The following is an 18,132-nucleotide window of genomic DNA, read 5'->3' as shown; positions in this document are numbered from 1 at the left end:
GACCTTAAGGGCATGCCAAAGGGCGTTGAAGTCTTGCCTCGCGCGGCCGCCCGCGCGAAACCGGACGCATGACCACGCCGCCGCTCGCCCCCTATCCCGCCACCCGCCTGCGCCGCGTGCGCCAGGCCGACTGGACCCGTCGCCTCGTCCGCGAGACCGAGGTCCGGCCGTCCGACCTGATCTGGTCGATGGTGGTGCACGAGGGCGAAGGGACGATCCCGGTGGCTTCCATGCCGGGTGTCGAGCGCCTGTCGGTCAAGGAAGCCGCCAAGGCCGCCGTCCGCGCCCGTGACCTCGGCATCCCGGCCATCGCCATCTTCCCGCACATCGACGGCTCGCGCAAAGACGCGACCGGCTCGATCGCCGCCGATCCGGACGGCGTGATCCCGCGCGCCGTGAAGGCGATGAAGGACGCCGCCCCCGAGGTCGGCATCATGTGCGACGTGGCCCTGGACCCCTTCACCGACCACGGCCACGACGGCGTGATCGAAGGCGGCAAGATCCTCAACGACCCGACCATCGAACGCCTGATCGAACAGGGCCTGATGCAGGCGGAAGCCGGCGCCGACATCCTGGCGCCGTCCGACATGATGGACGGCCGCATCGGCAAGCTTCGCGCGGCGCTGGAAGGCGCGAACTTCCAGGACGTGATGATCATGTCCTACGCCGCCAAGTACGCCTCGGCGTTCTACGGCCCTTATCGCGACGCCATCGGCTCGGCCAAGTTGGCCGGCGGGCCCAATAGCAAGGGACCGGGCGACAAGAAGACCTACCAGATGGACCCGGCCAACACCGAGGAAGCCATCCGCGAGGTCGCGCTCGACATCGCCGAGGGCGCCGACATGGTCATGGTCAAGCCGGGCATGCCCTATCTCGACATCCTGCGCCGCCTGGTCGACGAGTTCCGCATGCCGACCTACGCCTTCCAGGTGTCGGGCGAGTACGCGATGATCATGGCCGCCGCCCAGAACGGCTGGATCGACCAGGACCGCGCCATCCTCGAAAGCCTGACGGCCTTCAAGCGGGCCGGCGCGGCGGGGATCATCACCTACTTCGCGCCCTGGGCCGCCGAGAAGCTGGGCTGACATGTCCGCACCGAGGACCGCCTTCCGCCAAGGCCGGTTCTACGGCGCGCCGACCGTCGAGCGTCGGCTTCCCGGCGTACGGCTGGCGCACCTGGAGGCGACCAAGCGCGCCGAGCACGTCGATGAGCACAGCCACGACGACGCCCACTTCGTGCTGGCCACCCACGGCCGCTACATCACCACCGCCGCGGGACCGGAGACCGAAGGTCCGGTGCTGGTCTTCAACCCGCCGGGCGTCGTCCACCGCGACCGCTTCGTCGAGGTCGGGGGCTATTTCCTCGCGGTCAGCTTCGAGGCCGGCGATTGGCGAGGCCTGGCCGACGCGGGGCGCGGGGCCGCCATTGACGCCCTGCGCCTCTCGGGCGCCGACGCCCGCCGGGCCGCGCTGCGCCTGACCCGATCGCTGCTGGCCCGCGACGCCGAACCGCTGTCGCTGGAGGCGCTCAGCCTGGAGCTGGCGGCCCAGACCCTGAACCCGGCGCGCGATGGCGAGCGGCCGCCTTCCTGGCTGGCGCTCGCCGAGACCTATCTCGCCGACTGCTTCGACCAGCCCATCGGCGTCGCCGACCTCGCCCGCGTGGCGGGGGTGCACCCCGTCCACCTGGCGCGCGGCTATCGCCGCTGGCTGGGCGCGGCGCCGGGCGATCGGTTGCGCACCCGCCGGCTGGAGCGCGCCGCCGATCTCCTGATGCGCGGTCGTGATCCGATCGGCGAGATCGCCCTGGCCGCCGGCTTCTGCGACCAGAGCCACCTGAACCGGCAGTTCATCCGCGCCTATGGCGTCACGCCCGGCGAATTCGCGCGGCTCTGCGGCCGCCGGCCCGAGGTTGCAAGCGTCCAAGACGAGAGCCCCGACGCGGCCTAGAGCACGGGCGCCACAGTGGAGTTCCCGTCCTTGAAAGCCCTCGCGTTCGCCGCCGCCCTGCTGGCGCTTCCAGTCTCCCCCGCCGCCGCGTCCGACCTGCCCGTCGCGGCGCCCCAGGCCGAGGGCCTCTCGGTCGCCAAGCTCGACGCCATGTCGGCGGCCATCAAGGCCGGCCAGTTCCAGCAGATTACCAGCGTGCTGATCGCCCGCCACGGCAAGCTGGTGTTCGAGGTCTATTATGACGAGGGCAAGCCGGACGGCGGGCCAGAGGCTCGCCGCAACACCCGCTCGGCCACCAAGACCGTCACCGGAATGCTGGCCGGGGCCGCGATCGCCCGTGGCGCCCTGCCCGGCGTTCAGGCGCCCATCAAGGCCTATCTCAAGGATCGCCCGCCGGTCGCCAATCCCGACCCGCGCAAGGACAAGGTCACGGTCGAGGACCTGCTGACCATGAGCTCCATCGCCGAGTGCGACGACGAGAACCAGTACTCGCGCGGCAACGAGGAGCGAATGTACCTGATCGAGGACTGGGTCGGCTTCTACCTGGACCTGCCGGTGCGTGGCTTCCCCGAGTGGGTCCCAAAGCCCGAGGCCTCGCCCTACGGCCGCAGCTTCAGCTACTGCACGGCCGGGGTCGTCGTCCTCGGCCAGGTGGTCCAGAACGCGGTCAGGAAACCGCTGCCCGCCTTCGCCGACGAGGCCCTGTTCAAGCCGCTCGGCATCAAGGGGCCCAAGTGGCAGATGTCGCCCAAGGGCCTGGCCATGGGCGGCGGCGGCCTGGGCTTGCGCAGCCGCGACCTGCTGAAGCTGGGCCAGCTTTACGCCAATGGCGGCCAGTGGGAGGGCAAGCAGGTCCTGCCTGCCGATTTCGTGAAGGCCGCCGTCGCCCCCCACGCGAATGCGCGCGAGGACACCGACTATGGCTACCTGATCTGGCTGCAGACTTTCACCGGCCACAAGGCCTGGGTGATGAACGGCTCGGGAGGCCAGAAAGTCGCCATCGTGCCGGATCTCGACCTGGTGGCGGTGATTACCACGACCAACTTCGGTGTCCGCCAGCCGCACGCCATCTCCGAGAAGTTGCTGGCCGAGCACATTCTGGCGGCGGTGGAGCGCTAGGTCGGATCGACATTCAGCTTTGAACTCCCCCAACCCGCCCATCCCCGCGAAAGCGGGGATGGGCGGGGAAGTTCGTTCGCCTGAGAATGCCTTGAGCGACTCGGCTAGGCTCCGGTCATGAGCCGTGTCCTCGACATCGTCACCGCCGTGATCCGCGACGCAGACGGCCGCTTGCTGCTGGTCCGCAAGCGGGGCACCACCACCTTCATGAAGCCCGGCGGCAAGCGCGACGGCGGCGAGGACGACCTGGCCACCCTCGCCCGCGAGCTTGAGGAGGAGCTGGGCTGCCGGTTGGTCAGCGCCGAGTTGCTGGGCCGCTTCTCGGCCCCCGCCGCCAACGAGGCCGGGTTCACGGTGCAGTCGGCGACCTACCTGGCCGCCGTCGAGGGCGAGATCGCCGCCCAGGCCGAGATCGAGGAACTGGCCTGGATCGATCCCGCGGCGCCGGGCGACCTGCGCCTGGCGCCCCTGCTGACGGAGGCCGTCCTGCCGGCTCTGCTCAGTCGAACGGCTTGAGGAACTTGATCAGCGCCGTGAAGTAGTTGGCCTGGTCGTCGTACAGGGCCATGTGCGTGCCGTTGGGCATCAGGGCGTACTGGCCCTTGGGCAGCTTCTTGGCCATGGCCGCCATATAGGCGGGATCCATCGTGTCGTAGGTCGCGCCGACCACCAGGGTTGGGACGGTGATCTTCGACAGGTCCTCGAACCGGTCCCACTTCTCCAGCCGGCCGCTGGCGCCCAGCTCGCTGGGCCCCTGCATCAGGGTGTAAAGCTCGCCGTTCAGGTGGGCGAAGGCGCGGACCACGGGCTCGGGCCATTCGGCCTGCGGACGCCGCAGCAGGTGCTTCTCGTAGTGCATGGGCATCAGGATCTCCATGTAGCGGGGATCGCTGGTCTTGCCGGCCGCCTCCAGGGCCTTCACCTCGGCCAGCAGCTTCTGGTCCATGGCCGGCATCAGCACCTTCTCGGCATAGACATTGTAGGCCGGGATCGAGGCCATCATGTTCGAGATGACCAGGCACTTGAGGTTGGCCTGGTATTTCAGCGCGTACTCGATCGCCAGGATGCCGCCCCAGCTGTGGCCCAGCAGGCAGAAGTTGTCCTTGCTCGCACCGAGGCTTTTGCGGACCTGCTCCACCTCCTCGACGAACCGCTCGGTGGTCCACAGGTCGGTGTCGGTGGGCTTGTCGCTGTTTCCCGAGCCCAACTGGTCGTAATAGATGTACTCGACGCCCTCGCGCGGCAGGAAGCTGTCGAACGCCTCGAAATATTCGTGCGTCGCGCCCGGACCGCCGTGCAGCAGCAGGAGCTTCAGCTTCGGAGTGTTGCCGACGCGCTTGGTCCAGACCCGGAACTTGCCCTTGGGCGTGTCGATGTCGACCATCTTCACGCCGCCCGCCCAGGCGTCGGGGTGGCCGGTGTTGTCATAGTAGCTGGCCGGCGGAACCTGGCGCGCCAAGGCCGGCGTGACGAGCATGGCCAAGGCGGCCGCGACGCAAGCGAGCAGAGCCCTCATGATCCCCTCCCAAGGATGTGGCGGGACGGTCTGCCGGTGCGGTGGCTTTGACAAGCCCTCGTGGGATTGGGCTCAGCCGGCCGAGGCCGCGTCGATCCGGCTCTGGACCAGGGCCAGGGCCAGGGCGCGGGCGTGACCGGCCGGCTTGCCCAGCAGCTCGCTCAGCGTCGGACCGAACAGGCCGACCCCGACGGCCAGGATCACGTTCAGCAGGATCAGGTCCTCGATCGTCTCGGCCGTCACGCCCGCATCGCGATTGACGCGGGTGGCGATGACCTCGTCGACCACCTGGCGCACCAGGGTCAGGCGCTTGCCCTCGCCTGTCATTTCCAGCCACGCCGCCAGGCGCGCCGCGCCCTTGGTCTCGAAGGCGTCGAACACCGCCAGCGCGCCCGAGCCCGGATCGGCGCCCTCGACTTCGAAGCCAGCGATGACCTGGTCGGCCAGCCGGCGGATCATCCGCTCCATCAGCGCCGTCTCGACCCCGCCGATCGAGCCGAAGTGGTGGATGACATTGGCATGGACCACGCCAGAGGCCTTGGCGACATCGGCCAGCTTGATCGCCTGCGGCCCCTGCTCGACCAGGATCGCCTCGGCGGCGGCCAGGATGTTCTCGCGCGCCGCCTCGGGCGTGCGACGGACACGGGTTTTCGGAGCTGCGGCCTCTATTGACATTTTTGTCAGTATAACCAATTCTAATCATAAGACAGGCTGACCAAGCCCCATATCGGCCCAGGACACAACGCCCATGACCGTCGCCCAAGCTCCGAGCAAGACCACGCCCGCCGACCTGGACGTCACCCCGCGCGACATCCGCTTCGATCTGGCCGAGGCGCAGAAGGGTCATTGGCTGGGCGGCGACCCGGTCGGCACGGCGGTGTTCAACGCCCTGTCCCTGACTTTCCCGGACGGCGAGCGCCTGTTCATGGACGCGGTGCGCAATTACCGTCACCTGCTGACCGGCAAGCTGCTGGACGACGCCAAGAACTTCATCGCCCAGGAAGCCATTCACTCGCGAGAGCACCATCAGCTGAACAGCCTGATCGACCGCGCGCGCTATCCGGTCGCCGAGATCGAGGAGACGGTGAAGGGTCGCGTGAAGATGGCCCGCGAGCGCGGCAAGATGGCCATGCTGCTGTCGACCATCGCCCTGGAGCACTTCACGGCGATGATGGCCGAGATGCACGTGCGCCATCAGGACCTGTTCGACAAAGCCCATCCCGAGGTCGAGAAGCTGTGGCGCTGGCACGCCATGGAGGAGACCGAGCACAAGGCGGTCGCCTACGACGTCTTCATGGTCGCGACCAAGGACTGGTCGGCGCGCCGTCGCTACTTCATGCGCTGCCGGGCGATGTTCTTCGTGACCATCATGTTCACCCGCAACATCTGCCGCTACGCCGCCCGCCTGCTGGAGGCCGACGGTTACTCGCCGAAGGCGGCGCTGAAGGCGGTCAATGCGTTCGTGTGGGGCAAGCCGGGCCTGTTCCGCCGGGGCTGGAAGACCTATTTCGCCTGGTACCGTCCCGGCTTCCACCCGTGGGACCAGGACGACCGCGCCGAGTTCGCCGGTTGGAAGGCGGAGTTCGACGCGGCGGTGGCCTGAACCTCGCTTGGCGCGACGCCAAAAGCCGCATAGCGTCGGCTTGTCGACACGCCAGCCCGGTGTGGCCGGGGGGCTTCGACCATGCGGCTGCGCGCGCTTTCGTCCCTGATGATGCTCGGCGGCGGATTGGCCGTCCTCATGGCGTGCGGCCAGCCCAAGCCGCCGCCCGGCGCGCAGTTGGCCTGGGCCTATCCCAAGGCGCCGGAGGCGCCGCTACCGTCCTATCCCACCGGTGAAGTCCGCGTCGCGGGCAGCGACGTCGTCTACAGCGGCGAGGCCCTGAACAAGGGCGCCGTTGGCCCGCCGGACTGGTTTCCGCAGGACCATCCGCCTGCTCCGCCCGTCGTCGCCAAGAGTCACGACGGCGCCCTGGCCTGCGCGGAGTGCCACCAGATCGGCGGTGGCGGCTATCTGGGCACGCCCAACCTCGCGGGCCTGCCCGCGACCTACATCATCCAGCAGGTCCATGAATTCCGCGAAGGCCGTCGCACGTCGTGGGAGACTGATCGTCCCGCGACCAAGGAGATGATCGCGGTGGCCAAAAAGATCACCGACGAGGACCTGACCAGCGCCGCCGCCTACTACGCCGCCCTGCCCTATAGGCCGCGCTACCGCGTCATCGAGGGCGACAAGGCTCCGGCCGTGAAACCCAGCCACTACGGCTGGACCGACATCGTTCCTGGTCAACCCGCCCAACCGCTAAACGGCCGGGTGGTAGAAGTGGCCGAGGACGAGGCTCGGATGAATATCGCAGACCCGAACTCGGGCGTGATCATCTACGCTCCGACCGGATCGAGGGCGGCCGGCGAGACCCTGGTCCGCTCCGGCGGTCCCGGCGGCCAGGCCTGCTCCAGCTGCCACGGCGTCGGCCTAAAGGGCTCGGCGGTCGCCCCGCCCCTGGCCGGCCGCTCGGCCGCCTACCTCGCTAGGCAGTTGCTGGACATCAAGACCGGCGCCCGCAGCGGCCCAGCCGTGACCCAGATGCAGGCTCCGGCCCAAGGACTGGATGACGGGCAGATCCGCGATATCGCGGTCTATCTGGCGTCACTGAAGCCTTGAAAAACACTTCGCCCTCCCAAGCCGAGCCTGGGAGGGCGAGGATTAGTTCGAATCCAGCAGGGCGCGCCAGCTAGCCGGCGATCAAACCGAAGTCCGCCACCTGCCCCATGGCGTCGCGGACGGCGGCCAAGGTCTTGAGGCGGTTGTCGCGGTGCTCGGGCTCATTGACGAAGACGCCGTCGAGATAGGCGTCGACCGGGCCGCGCAGCTCGGCCAGCTGGGTCATGGCGCCGGTGAAGTTCTCAGCGTCCAGGGCGTCCTTCAGCGGCTTGGCCAGCAGGCGCAAGGCGTTATAGAGCCCCACCTCTGCGTCGCTGTCGGCGGTCGGCGCTTCCGGCGCGCCGGTCGGCAGAGCGCCCTTCTTCTCCTCGGCCTTGAGGATGTTGGAGGCGCGCTTGTAGCCAGCCAGCAGGTTCTTGCCGTCGTCGGTTTTCAGGAACCCGTCCAGCGCTTCGACGCGGGCGACAATGCGCGCCAAGTCGTCATCACCCAGGGCGAAGACGGCGTCGACGAGATCGTGACGCTTGCCTTGATCGCGGAGGGTGACCTTCAGGCGGTCGGCGAAGAAGGCGATCAGGTCGTCCTTGCCGAACTTGGCCAGCGACAGGCGCAGGTTATTCTCAAGGATGATCCGGATCACGCCCAGCGCCGCGCGACGCAGCGCATAGGGGTCCTTGGAACCCGTCGGCTTCTCGTCGATCGCGAAGAAGCCGACCAGCGTGTCGAGCTTGTCGGCCAACGCTACGGCGATGCTGACCGGCGCGGTCGGCACGGCGTCCGAGGGGCCTTGCGGCTTGTAGTGGCCTTCGATCGCGGCCGCGACCTCGGCGTCCAGGCCGAACTGGCGGGCATAGTAGCCGCCCATCACGCCCTGCAGCTCAGGGAACTCGCCGACCATCTGCGAGGCCAGATCGGCCTTGGCCAGACGCGCGGCTTCCTTGGTCTTGGCGACATCGGCGCCGACCAGCGGGGCGATCTCGCCGGCCAGAGCGACGATGCGCTCGACGCGCTGGGCCATGGTGCCCAGCTTGGCATGGAAGGTGACGCCGTTCAGCTTCTCCAGCCACGGCTCGAAGCCGACCTTGACGTCCTCGTCCCAGAAGAAGCGGGCGTCGGACAGGCGCGAGGACAGCACCTTGGCGTTGCCGGCCGCGATCACCGCGCCGCCGTCGGCCGCCTGGATGTTGGCGATGGTGATGAAGTGCGGGGCCAGGCCCGTCTCACCGGCCTTGCGGACGGCGAAGTACTTCTGGTGCGTGCGCATCGAGGTGCGGATCACCTCGGGCGGCAGGCTGAGGAACACCGGGTCCATGTCGCCCAGCACCGGGGTCGGCCATTCGGCCAGGCCGGCGACTTCTTCCAGCAGGCCCTGGTCTTCGACCAATTCGAGATGACGCGCGAAGCACAGGGTCTTGCAGCCTTCGAGGATGCGTTCCTTGCGCTCCTCGACGTCGAGCACGACGTAGTGGGCTTCCAGGCCCGCCGCGTACTCGTCGAAGTCCTTGGCCACGAACGGCTGGGCGTCGCCCATGAAGCGGTGACCTTCGGTGACGTCGCCGCTCGGGATGCCCTCGATCGAGAACGGCACGACCTCGCGGTCCAGCACGCAGAGGATCCGCTTCAGCGGACGCACCCAGCGCAGCTTCTTGGTCCCCCAGATCATCGACTTGGGCCACGGGAAGCCGCGGACAATGGCCTCGACCATCTCGGCGACGATCTCCGGCGTCGGGCAGCCCTTCTTCTCGATGAAGGCCATGTAGACGCCGTCGCGCTCGACCAGTTGGTCCTGCGTCAGGCCGGCCTTGCGCAGGAAGCCTTCCATGGCTTGCGGCGGGGCGCCGACGCGCGGGCCCTTCAGCTCTTCCTTGCGGTCGGCCTGGGCCAGCGGCAGGCCCTCGACCACCAGGGTCAGGCGGCGCGGGCCGGCGAAGGTCTTCAGGGCCTCGGGCAGGAAGCCGGCGGCGGCCAAGTGCTCGCGCGCCATGCGCTCCAAGTCCTTGGCGGCCTGGGCCTGCATGCGGGCGGGGATCTCTTCCGAGAACAGTTCGAGGAGAAGTTGGGGCATCTTAACTTACGCGGCTTCCTGCTGATCGACCCAGGCGCTGGCGCACATCTTACAAAGGTCGCGGATGCGGCCGATGTAGCTGGCGCGCTCGGCGACGGCGATCGCGCCTCGGGCGTTCATCAGGTTGAAGAGGTGGCTGGCCTTGAGGACCATGTCGTAAGCGGGCAGCACCAGGGCCTTGTCCTGGTACGAGCGAGCCAGCATCAGCGGGACCTGCTCTTCCATCTGCTCGAACTGCTGCTTCAGCACGGCGACGTCGAAGCCGTGGAAGTTGGCTTCCGACTGCTGGCGCTCGTTCTCCAGGAACACATCGCCATAGGTCGTCGCGCCCAGCGGCGAGTCAGGGTCGTTGAACGGCAGGTCGTAAACGTTGTCGACGCCGAACACGTACATGGCCAGGCGTTCCAGGCCGTAGGTCAGCTCGCCGGCCACCGGCGAGACGTCCAGGCCGCCCACCTGCTGGAAGTAGGTGTACTGCGACACTTCCATGCCGTCGCACCAGACTTCCCAGCCCAGGCCCCAGGCGCCGACGGTCGGGTTTTCCCAGTCGTCCTCGACGAAGCGGATGTCGTGGGTGCGCAGGTCCAGGCCGATCGCTTCCAGCGAACCCAGATACAGATCCTGCATGTTCTCGGGGTTCGGCTTCAGGATCACCTGGTACTGGTAGTAGTGCTGCAGGCGGTTGGGGTTCTCGCCATAGCGGCCGTCCCCCGGACGACGCGAGGGCTGCACATAGGCCGCGTTCCAGGGCTTGGGACCCAGCGCGCGCAGCACTGTGGCCGGGTGCAGGGTCCCTGCCCCCACCTCCACGTCATGCGGCTGCAGGATGATACAGCCCTGCCGGCTCCAATAGTCATGGAGCGTCAGGATCAGGCTTTGGAAGGACTTGGGTTTTTCGCGCGACATCAATCGAAGCAGGCCTAGAAAAAAGTCGGCGGACCATAGGGCCCGCCGACTGCTGCTTCAAGCGAAGTCCGGAACGGTAAGGGCTTTAGTTGCCCTTGGGCACGGTGCGCTTGCCGGCGTTCGATTGCGGGCCGCCGTACTTGACGCGGTTCGCGCGGGTGTCGGCGACGGGCGGGTTGGAGACGACGTTGGTGTCGCCGGCCTTCAGAGTGGCCTGGGCGTCCGGCGATTGCGACGACACCGCCACGACGCCCGAGGTGTTGACGCCGGCGGCCGGCGCCGAGGGTGCGGCGGCGGGATCAGCGGCCATGTCGGTCGTCGAAGCCGGAGCCGCAGCCGGCATGTTCAGCGCATCGGTCGTGGCCGGGGCCGTCTGGTCGGCGGGCGCCGCCGGAGCGACCTGCTCATTGGCCGCTACGTCCATGGTCGAGCCGGTGGCCGCCGCCTGCAGGCCCGGGACGTCCTTGGGCAGCAGAACCTTGTCCACCACGTGCAGCACGCCGTTGGTCGCGATCACGTCGGTCTGGGTGATGTTGGCGTTGTCGACCATCGGGGTCGCGCCGCTGCCGTCCAGCAGCAGGGCCGAGCCCTCGACGCTCTTCACCTCGCCCTTGGCGCCCTTGATCTTGGTGGAGTCCACCTTGGCGTTGATCAGGTGATAGGTCAGCACCTTCTGCAGCAGCGGCCCGTTCTCGGGCAGCATCAGCTTGTCCAGTTCGCCGGCCGGCAGGGCCGCGAAGGCCGCGTCGGTCGGGGCGAACAGGGTCAGGTTCTGATTGCTCTTCAGGACGCTGGTCAGGTTCACCGCCGAGACCGCCTTCAGGAAGGTGTTGAACTGACCCGAGGCCTTGGCGGTCTCGATCAGATCGCCATTGGGCGCCACTTGGGCGGGGGCGACGGGCGCCTGCGCGACAGGCGCCGCGCTTGCGGCTTGGACATGGGCGGCGCCGGCCAGCAGGGCGATAGCCGCGGCGGCGGTCAGAAGACGCTTGGAAGACATGGTTGAGTTCCTCTCGGTTCGAGCGGAGTACGCCCGGACGAGGCTCTCGGTTCCGCGATCACGGCGTCGTGATCATGGAAAAGCTTCACCTGAAGAAGAACACGACGGCCACGCCCGCGACGATCAGGGCGAAACCGGCAAGCGTCGATAATTTGATCGCTTCGCCTAGATAGAAATACGAGAACAGGACGAAGACCAGCAAGGTGATGACCTCCTGCCCGACCTTCAACTGAGCTGTCGAATACACATTGTACCCGATCCGGTTGGCGGGCACGGCCAGCATGTATTCGGGAAGAGCAATCAGCCAGCTGGACAGGATCGCCACCGGCAGCGCCATCGGCTTGCCCTTCAGGTGCCCATACCAGGCGTAGGTCATGAAGACGTTGGACATCACCAGCAACACCCAGGGCGCGATCTTCATGACGAGGGGCGGCATGTCCGGAGCTCCGAAGCTGGGCGGTGGGGATTCCCGCAACCTAGGACAAGAGGCCGGGTGACCGCCACCGCCCTCCCGTCGGGCAGAAACGCCATTTTCTGACGCATCCTAGGCGCTCACCGCCCAGTTTTTGGGCGCCTTGCCTATTTCCTTTCCGAAACCTTGTCCGCGAGGCCCGTCACCGAACCGTCGCCGATAGCGTGGCCACGCCGGGGAAAACGATGCAGCGCGTGAGGGCGGCGTCGGCGGTGATCAACGGGGGCGGGTTCGCTTCCGACAACCAAGCAAACAAGCCCGCAACGCGGCGGGTCGGAGCAAGGCGGATGAAACTGATCATAGCGGTCGTCAAACCCTTCAAGCTGGACGAGGTGCGCGAAGCGCTCGTCGCCGCCGGCGTTGAAGGCCTGACGGTTTCGGAAGTGAAGGGCTACGGCCGCCAGAAGGGCCAGACCGAAATCTACCGGGGCGCCGAATACCAAGTGAACTTCGTGCCCAAGGTGAAGCTCGAAGCGGTCGTCGATGACGCGTCCGCCGCCAAGGCCGTGGAAGCCATCAAGGCCGCCGCGGCGACCGGGAAGATCGGCGACGGCAAGGTCTTCGTCCTCAACGTCGAAGAAGCCGTCCGCATCCGCACCGGTGAAACCGGCTCGGCCGCTCTGTAACGCATCGGGAAAGGGGATACCGACGATGAAACTTACCTTCAAACCGCTGGCCGGGCTCATGCTCGCCGCGACCCTGGCGGGGGCTCCGCTGGGGGCGACCGCCTTCGCTCAGGAGGCCGCGCCCGCGCCGGCCGCCGCCGCCGCAACCACCGCCGCGCCCGCCGAGGCCGTGCCGGCTCCGGTCGCCGCCACGCCGGCTCCCGCCGAGGCCGCCGCGCCCGCCATCGTCGACAAGAACGACAAGGGCGACAACGCGTGGATGCTCACCTCCTCGCTGCTCGTCCTGCTGATGATCCTGCCGGGCCTGGCCCTGTTCTACGGCGGCCTGGTGCGCGCCAAGAACATGCTGTCGGTCATGATGCAGGTCTCGACCGTCGCCCTGATCGGCTTCGTCGCCTGGGTGCTGTGGGGCTACAGCTTCGCCTTCACCGACGGCGGCAGCTGGGACACCTTCGTGGGCGGCATGGGTCGCCTGTTCCTGAAGGACGTCACCCCGGCCAGCAACGTCGCGACGTTCTCGACCGGCGTGGTGATCCCCGAGTTCACCTTCATCTCGTTCCAGTCGACCTTCGCGGCCATCACCGCCGCCCTGGTGGTCGGTTCGCTGGTCGAGCGCATGAAGTTCGCCGCCATCGTCGCCTTCGCCGTCCTGTGGCCGCTGCTGTCGTACTATCCGATGGCCCACATGGTCTGGTGGTGGCCGGGTCCTGACGCGATCGCCACGGCTCCGACCGCGCCGATCAAGTCGGGCCTGATCTGGGGCTTCGGCGCCCTGGACTTCGCCGGCGGCACCGTCGTCCACATCAACGCCGGTATCGCCGCGCTCGTCGGCGCCCTGGTCCTCGGCAAGCGCCAAGGCTTCGGCAAGGAGCCGATGCCCCCGCACTCGCTGACCCTGACCCTGGTGGGCGCCGGCCTGCTGTGGGTGGGCTGGTTCGGCTTCAACGCCGGTTCGAACCTGGAAGCCAACGGCTACGCCTCGCTGGCCATGATCAACACCTTCGTCGCCACCGCCGCCGCCGGCCTGTCGTGGATCGTCGTCGAGTGGATCACCCGCAAGAAGCCGTCGGCCCTGGGCCTGGCCTCGGGCGTCGTCGCCGGTCTCGTCGCCGTCACCCCGGCCGCCGGTTTCGCCGGCCCGATGGGCTCGGTGATCCTGGGCCTGGTCGTCTCGCCGATCTGCATCTTCTTCTGCTCGGTCGTGAAGAACGCCTTCAAGTATGACGACAGCCTGGACGCCTTCGGCATCCACGGCGTGGGCGGCATCGTCGGCGCCATCGGCACCGGCCTGCTGGTCAACCCCGCTTGGGGCGGCGCCGGCATCGTCGACTACATGAGCTGCGGCAAGGACGGCGACCTGTCGACCTGCGACAACGCCGTCTACAGCCTGGGCACCCAGGTCATGGCTCAGCTGAAGGGCGTCTGCGTCACGGTGGTCTGGTCGCTGGTCGCCTCGCTGATCGTCTTCTACCTGATCAAGCTGGTCATCGGCCTGAAGGCTTCGCCGGAAGCCGAGGAAGAAGGCCTGGATATCTCGGAACACGGCGAACGCGCCTACCACAGCTAAGCTGGCGGTAGGGGTTCACCCCCGAAAGGCGAAGGGCGCGGAGGGCAACCTCCGCGCCCTTTTCCTTTGCGACTCCCTTTGCCCTTGCGACTCGTTGGCGATCGACCAAGCTCGCGCGGCCCGCCCGGAGATCATCGTGGACGCCCAACTCTTCCTGCTCTGCGTCCTGACCTTCGTGATCCACCTGATCGGGGCCCTGGCCTACGCCGTGCGGATCGCCGGCGTCCGCACGCGGCGGATCGCCCTGTCGTTCGCCCTGTTCAACGTGCTGGTCCTGTTGTCGCGCGCCTCGAACGCCTTCCAGGGTCCGTTCCTGTCCAAGCGGATCGAGAACAGCCTGCTGGCCGGCTCGGGCCAGCATCTGCTGGCGGACTTCCAGTGGCTGATGGCCAGCGCCAGCCTGGCGGCGCTGATCGGCGCCCTCGCCGTCCCCACCGCCCAGCGCCTGTTCACGCGAGCCGTCGCGCACTTCCAGGTCCACCGCTCGGTGCCCAAGCTGCTGATGCACGCCTTCGCCAAGGGCGGGCTGTCCTATGTGCGCGACTCAGTCGCCCTGCCCTCGCCCAACCACCTGCAGGGGCTGAAACAGAAGATCGACGTGCCGGTGCGGGTGATCGTTCTGAACGTCCTGGCCCAGGCGCTGCTGACGGTGGGCGTGTTCGCCTCGCTCTACGCCGGCTATCTGGACCCGCAGTTCCGCGTCACCGCCGTCAGCCTGTCGTCGGTGATCAACGGCGTCGCGACGATCCTGCTGTTCGTGCTGATCGATCCGGCGCTGTCGATCATGACCGACGACGTGATGGACGGCCGCGTCAGCGAGGCGGCGTTCCGCCGCGCGGTCGTCTGGTTCGCCGCCAGCCGCGTGGCCGGCACGGTGCTGGCCCAGTTGCTGCTGGTCCCGGCGGCCAGCGGCGTCGTGATGCTGGCGCGACTGATCTAAAGGCGGCGCGCGCTGACGATCGGAACGACCGGGTCCAGGATCTGGCCCGCCATCACCGGGTTCACCGACTTGCCGGGCGTGGGCAGGTTCAGGATCTTGCGGACGATCTCCATGCCCTTGAGCACCTGGCCGAAGGCGGCGAAGCCCTGGTTGTCGCCCTCGGCGGCCGGATTGGCGTCCAGATACGGCGCCTCGCCCACACAGATGAAGAAGTCGGAGTCGCCCGTGCCCGGCGCCATGCGGGCCAGGGACAGCGTGCCGTCGACGTGGCGTAGGCCCGTCTGGGTCGTCGACTCGTGGGCGACGGGCGGGAACAGCTTGCGGGGATCGCCCTGCAGACCGCCCTCGATCAGGCCGTAGTCGACCGAACTCGGCGCCTTGGCCGCCCGCCAGAAGCTAGCGCCGTCATAGCGCTTGTCGTCGAGATACTTCAGGAAATTGGCGACGGTCAGCGGCGCCTGCTTGGCCTTCAGGGCGATGACGATGAGGCCCAGGCTGGTCTCCAGCCCGATCACGATATCGCCCGGTCCGGGCACGATTGGCGACGGGCCCAGGTTCAGGATCTGGGCGGAAGCCAGGCTCGGCGCCGCGGCCAGGCCGCCCAATCCGGTCAGGACGTCACGACGCTTCATGTCCAACTCCTAGCTCTTCTTCCTAGGCGAGGCGGCAACGCCGCACCCACCAATCGGGCCGCATCGCTTCCAGGCGCTCGACCAGCCCCTCGGCCTCGATATCGCCGGCGCAGAGGGCGAAGCAGGTCGCCCCCGAGCCGGACATCCGTGCCAGCAGACTTTCGGGCTCGTCGCGCAGGACGTCCAGCACTTCGCCGATCAGGGGCTCCAGCGCGACGGCCGGCGCCTCCAGATCGTTGCGGGTCGCGACAGCCAGCCAGGCGGCGACCTCCTCGGCGCTCTCGAAGTCGGACGGCATGAACGGCCGCTCGGCGCCGTCCGAATGCACGGCGGCGTCGTAGGCGCGATAGACCGCCCCGGTCGGCGACGGCGCGCCCGGATTGACCAGCACGGCGTGGAGTTCCGGCAAGATCGGCGCGGGCGACAGCACCTCCCCTCGCCCCTCGGCCATCAGCGCCGTGGCCCGCAGGCAGGCCGCGCCGTCCGCGCCAAGGCTGGCGGCCAGCGGTTCGAGCGCGTCGTCGGTCAGGTCGGGCGCCAGCGCATCGCGCAGCAGCTTCAGCGCCGCGCCCGCATCGCTCGAACCGCCGCCCAGGCCCGCCGCGATCGGCAGGCGCTTCTCCAGGATCAAGCGATAGGGCGGAACCGGTCCGCCCAGCCTGGCGTGGAAGGCTCTCGCCGCGCGGACCACCAGGTTGTCGCCATCGGCCGGGATCGCGCCGCCGAACGGACCCGAGGTCTCGAAGGCCGGCGCATCGCTGGCCTGGATCATCACCTGGTCGCCGACATCGGCGAAAACCATCAGGCTGGAGATCGGGTGATAGCCCTCGTGATCCGGCCCGCCCACGTGCAGGAACAGATTGACCTTGGCCGGGGCGAAGGCGGACAGCCTCATGATCTCTCGACGCTCAACGGTGATCGACCACCGCCGATAGCTCAGTTGTGGGCGATCGTCGACTTAGTGGCGGGCCCGGTGAGGCCCAGGCCGTTCTGCAGCTTGGCTTCGGCCTCGGCCTTCTGCTTCTCGTCGGGCTCGAGCGTCAGGACGCGGCGCCACTGGAACTCGGCCTCGGTCTTGCGGCCGACCTTCCAATAGGCGTCGCCCAGGTGGCCGTTCACGTCCGGATCGCCCGGCTCCATCTCGACGGCCGCTTCAAGCTTCTCCACGGCGGCCTTGTAGTCGCCCAGGCGGTAGTAGGCCCAGCCCAGCGAGTCGAGCATGGCGCCCGACTGCGGCCGCGCGGCGACAGCCTTCTGGACCATGCCCAGGGCCTCGGCGAGGTGCTCGTTGCGATCGATCCAGTAGTAGCCGAGGAAGTTCAGCAGCTCCGGCTCGTCAGGATTGGCCTTCAAGGCCGCCTGCAGGTCGCGCTCGGCTTCCGGCCAGCGCTTGGCCTGCTCGAGGGCGACGGCGCGGAGGTAGAGCAGCCGCCAGTCGGGATCGGCGGTCTCGCGCGCGATGATCGGGTCCAGCACGGCCACGGATTCGTTCCACTGGCTGCCGGCGCGCAGCAGGTCGGCCAGGGCCACCTGGGCGTCGCGGTTGTTCGGCGAGGCCGTCGCGGCGGCCTTAGCCACTTCCAGCGCCTTGGCCTTGTCGCCGAGATCGTTCCAGGCCCAGGCGCTCTTGCTCTGGGCCGAGGCGTAGTGCGGCGAGCCGGGCAGGACGTGGCCATAGGCCTCGATGGCGCCCTGCGGGTCCTCGTTCTGGTTCAGAAGGTCCCCGACCAGCACCCACGCCTCGTCGCGGGCCGGATCCAGGCGCAGGGCCAGGCGCAGATAGGCCAGGGCGAACTGGGCCTGGCGTTCACCGGCGAAGGTGGCGGCGCAGGCGACCAGGCCCTCGGCCGCGCCCTGGCGGATCGTCGTCAGCGGCGGCGGCGCGCCCTTGGCGGCGGCGCGAGCGCGGGCGCGCTGCAGGCCCAGGTCGTTCGGCGCGGACCGCAAGGCGGTGTCGTAAAGGGCCACGGCGTCGTCGTGACGCTTGCGGCGCTCCAGGAAGGATCCGTAGTCCAGGGTGAAGATGTTGGCGGTGGCGCTGCTGGCGGTCAGCGCCTTGTAGTCGGTCTCGGCCTCGTCATAGCGCTTGGCCCGCTCGAACAGGCGCGCCTGGCCCTGCTGGCCGAAGTACTGGACCAGCTTGTCGCTGCGCAGGGTCGGCTGGACGATCGCGCCTTCAGCGTCGTTGGCGGTGGCGGCGGCCCACGGCGCCAGCAAGGCCGCGGCCTGCTGGTGCGGGAAGCCCGGCGGATCGGTCTTCAGCAAGGCCTGGGCATCCTTGCCCTTGCCCATCGCGATGGCCTCGACCACCCGGGTCACCACGCCCAGGCGCTTGATCGCCTCGGTCGAGTCCGCGTCCGTCGGGGCCATGGCCGCCGCGCGCGTGATGTCGCCGGCCATCAGCAGTGCGGTGAACGAGCGCTCGCCGATCACGCCGGGATCTTCGCCCAGCACCGCCGCCGTGCCGAAATAGGTGGCCGCTTCCTTGGACTTGCCATCGCGCAGCGCCGCCTGGCCGGCCAGGAACTGGCCGTACGAGGTGCGGGTGTCGAACATCATCGCGCGGGCGTTGACCGGCCCTCGCATCGTGATCTGGCCAGGCTCGGAAGCGCACGCGGCCAGGACCGAGACGGAAACACAGGCGAGGAGGACTTTGATACGCGTCATCCCCGCACCC

At 68.3% G+C, this 18,132-nt stretch carries 18 protein-coding genes; 9 read left to right on the top strand and 9 right to left on the bottom strand.

Annotation, left to right across the window (positions count from 1 at the left end; translation table 11 throughout):
• Positions 1 to 68: 68 nt before the first annotated feature.
• From hemB to AC07NN_RS06610, 4 genes are all read left to right on the top strand, one after another.
• The gene (hemB, locus tag AC07NN_RS06625) at positions 69 to 1,085 is read left to right on the top strand and encodes a porphobilinogen synthase (RefSeq protein ID WP_494638769.1); all 1,017 of its coding nucleotides are present in this window, start codon (positions 69 to 71) and stop codon (positions 1,083 to 1,085) included.
• A 1-nt stretch (position 1,086) separates the two neighbouring features.
• Positions 1,087 to 1,950: a helix-turn-helix transcriptional regulator gene (locus tag AC07NN_RS06620; RefSeq protein ID WP_494638767.1), complete on the top strand. Its 864-nt coding sequence runs from the start codon at positions 1,087 to 1,089 to the stop codon at positions 1,948 to 1,950.
• A 30-nt stretch (positions 1,951 to 1,980) separates the two neighbouring features.
• Positions 1,981 to 3,069 (top strand): serine hydrolase domain-containing protein, encoded by a 1,089-nt coding sequence (locus AC07NN_RS06615; protein WP_494638765.1) that lies wholly within the window; start codon positions 1,981 to 1,983, stop codon positions 3,067 to 3,069.
• Positions 3,070 to 3,186: 117 nt separating this feature from the next.
• On the top strand, positions 3,187 to 3,585 hold the full coding sequence (locus tag AC07NN_RS06610) for an NUDIX hydrolase (RefSeq protein WP_494638763.1): 399 nt from the start codon (positions 3,187 to 3,189) through the stop codon (positions 3,583 to 3,585).
• Here the strand turns inward: AC07NN_RS06610 and AC07NN_RS06605 are convergent.
• Positions 3,569 to 4,585, bottom strand: coding sequence for a proline iminopeptidase-family hydrolase (locus AC07NN_RS06605; RefSeq protein WP_494638761.1), 1,017 nt, complete (start codon positions 4,583 to 4,585; stop codon positions 3,569 to 3,571). The two genes, AC07NN_RS06610 and AC07NN_RS06605, sit on opposite strands and share 17 nt — an antisense overlap.
• 72 nt (positions 4,586 to 4,657) lie before the next feature.
• Positions 4,658 to 5,278, bottom strand: a complete 621-nt coding sequence (locus AC07NN_RS06600) for a TetR/AcrR family transcriptional regulator (RefSeq protein WP_494638759.1) — start codon at positions 5,276 to 5,278, stop codon at positions 4,658 to 4,660.
• A gap of 55 nt (positions 5,279 to 5,333) precedes the next feature.
• Here AC07NN_RS06600 and AC07NN_RS06595 point away from each other — a divergent pair, with 55 nt between their 5' ends.
• Complete coding sequence (locus AC07NN_RS06595; RefSeq protein ID WP_494638757.1) at positions 5,334 to 6,188, top strand: metal-dependent hydrolase; 855 nt, start codon at positions 5,334 to 5,336, stop codon at positions 6,186 to 6,188.
• An 81-nt stretch (positions 6,189 to 6,269) separates the two neighbouring features.
• Positions 6,270 to 7,247 (top strand): c-type cytochrome, encoded by a 978-nt coding sequence (locus AC07NN_RS06590; RefSeq protein ID WP_494638755.1) that lies wholly within the window; start codon positions 6,270 to 6,272, stop codon positions 7,245 to 7,247.
• Between the two features lie 70 nt (positions 7,248 to 7,317).
• Here AC07NN_RS06590 and glyS read toward each other — a convergent pair whose 3' ends face one another.
• The 4 genes from glyS to AC07NN_RS06570 form a co-directional block, all read right to left on the bottom strand.
• Complete coding sequence (glyS, locus tag AC07NN_RS06585; RefSeq protein WP_494638753.1) at positions 7,318 to 9,312, bottom strand: glycine--tRNA ligase subunit beta; 1,995 nt, start codon at positions 9,310 to 9,312, stop codon at positions 7,318 to 7,320.
• A 6-nt stretch (positions 9,313 to 9,318) separates the two neighbouring features.
• Entirely contained in the window at positions 9,319 to 10,218 is a 900-nt protein-coding gene (locus AC07NN_RS06580) for a glycine--tRNA ligase subunit alpha (protein ID WP_494638751.1), read from the bottom strand.
• Positions 10,219 to 10,303: 85 nt separating this feature from the next.
• A complete protein-coding gene (locus AC07NN_RS06575; RefSeq protein WP_494638749.1) occupies positions 10,304 to 11,218 on the bottom strand; it encodes a fasciclin domain-containing protein in 915 nt (304 codons plus the stop codon).
• 85 nt (positions 11,219 to 11,303) lie between these two features.
• Positions 11,304 to 11,654 carry a DMT family protein gene (locus AC07NN_RS06570; RefSeq protein ID WP_494638747.1) on the bottom strand — a complete coding sequence of 117 codons (351 nt, stop codon included), beginning with the start codon at positions 11,652 to 11,654 and terminating at the stop codon, positions 11,304 to 11,306.
• Between the two features lie 323 nt (positions 11,655 to 11,977).
• On the opposite strand from AC07NN_RS06570, the gene AC07NN_RS06565 reads away from it, so the two are divergent.
• The 3 genes from AC07NN_RS06565 (at position 11,978) to AC07NN_RS06555 (ending at position 14,823) form a co-directional block, all read left to right on the top strand.
• Positions 11,978 to 12,316 (top strand): P-II family nitrogen regulator, encoded by a 339-nt coding sequence (locus AC07NN_RS06565; protein WP_492859493.1) that lies wholly within the window; start codon positions 11,978 to 11,980, stop codon positions 12,314 to 12,316.
• Positions 12,317 to 12,341: 25 nt separating this feature from the next.
• A complete protein-coding gene (locus tag AC07NN_RS06560; RefSeq protein ID WP_494638744.1) occupies positions 12,342 to 13,883 on the top strand; it encodes an ammonium transporter in 1,542 nt (513 codons plus the stop codon).
• A gap of 136 nt (positions 13,884 to 14,019) precedes the next feature.
• The gene (locus AC07NN_RS06555; protein ID WP_494638739.1) at positions 14,020 to 14,823 is read left to right on the top strand and encodes a lipid II flippase Amj family protein; all 804 of its coding nucleotides are present in this window, start codon (positions 14,020 to 14,022) and stop codon (positions 14,821 to 14,823) included.
• On the opposite strand, the gene AC07NN_RS06550 is transcribed toward AC07NN_RS06555, so the two are convergent.
• From AC07NN_RS06550 to AC07NN_RS06540, 3 genes are read right to left on the bottom strand one after another with little or no spacing between them, the layout of a single operon-like run.
• Positions 14,820 to 15,455, bottom strand: coding sequence for a peptidylprolyl isomerase (locus AC07NN_RS06550; protein ID WP_494638734.1), 636 nt, complete (start codon positions 15,453 to 15,455; stop codon positions 14,820 to 14,822). The two genes, AC07NN_RS06555 and AC07NN_RS06550, sit on opposite strands and share 4 nt — an antisense overlap.
• A gap of 22 nt (positions 15,456 to 15,477) precedes the next feature.
• Complete coding sequence (locus tag AC07NN_RS06545; protein WP_494638729.1) at positions 15,478 to 16,350, bottom strand: 4-(cytidine 5'-diphospho)-2-C-methyl-D-erythritol kinase; 873 nt, start codon at positions 16,348 to 16,350, stop codon at positions 15,478 to 15,480.
• 41 nt (positions 16,351 to 16,391) lie between these two features.
• Positions 16,392 to 18,122 carry a tetratricopeptide repeat protein gene (locus AC07NN_RS06540; RefSeq protein ID WP_494638725.1) on the bottom strand — a complete coding sequence of 577 codons (1,731 nt, stop codon included), beginning with the start codon at positions 18,120 to 18,122 and terminating at the stop codon, positions 16,392 to 16,394.
• Positions 18,123 to 18,132: the final 10 nt, after the last annotated feature.

This window comes from Caulobacter sp. GW821-FHT09H08 (assembly GCF_059415885.1).
Note: the sequence above shows the minus strand (reverse complement) of the source record. Positions and strands in the feature narration are given on the sequence as shown.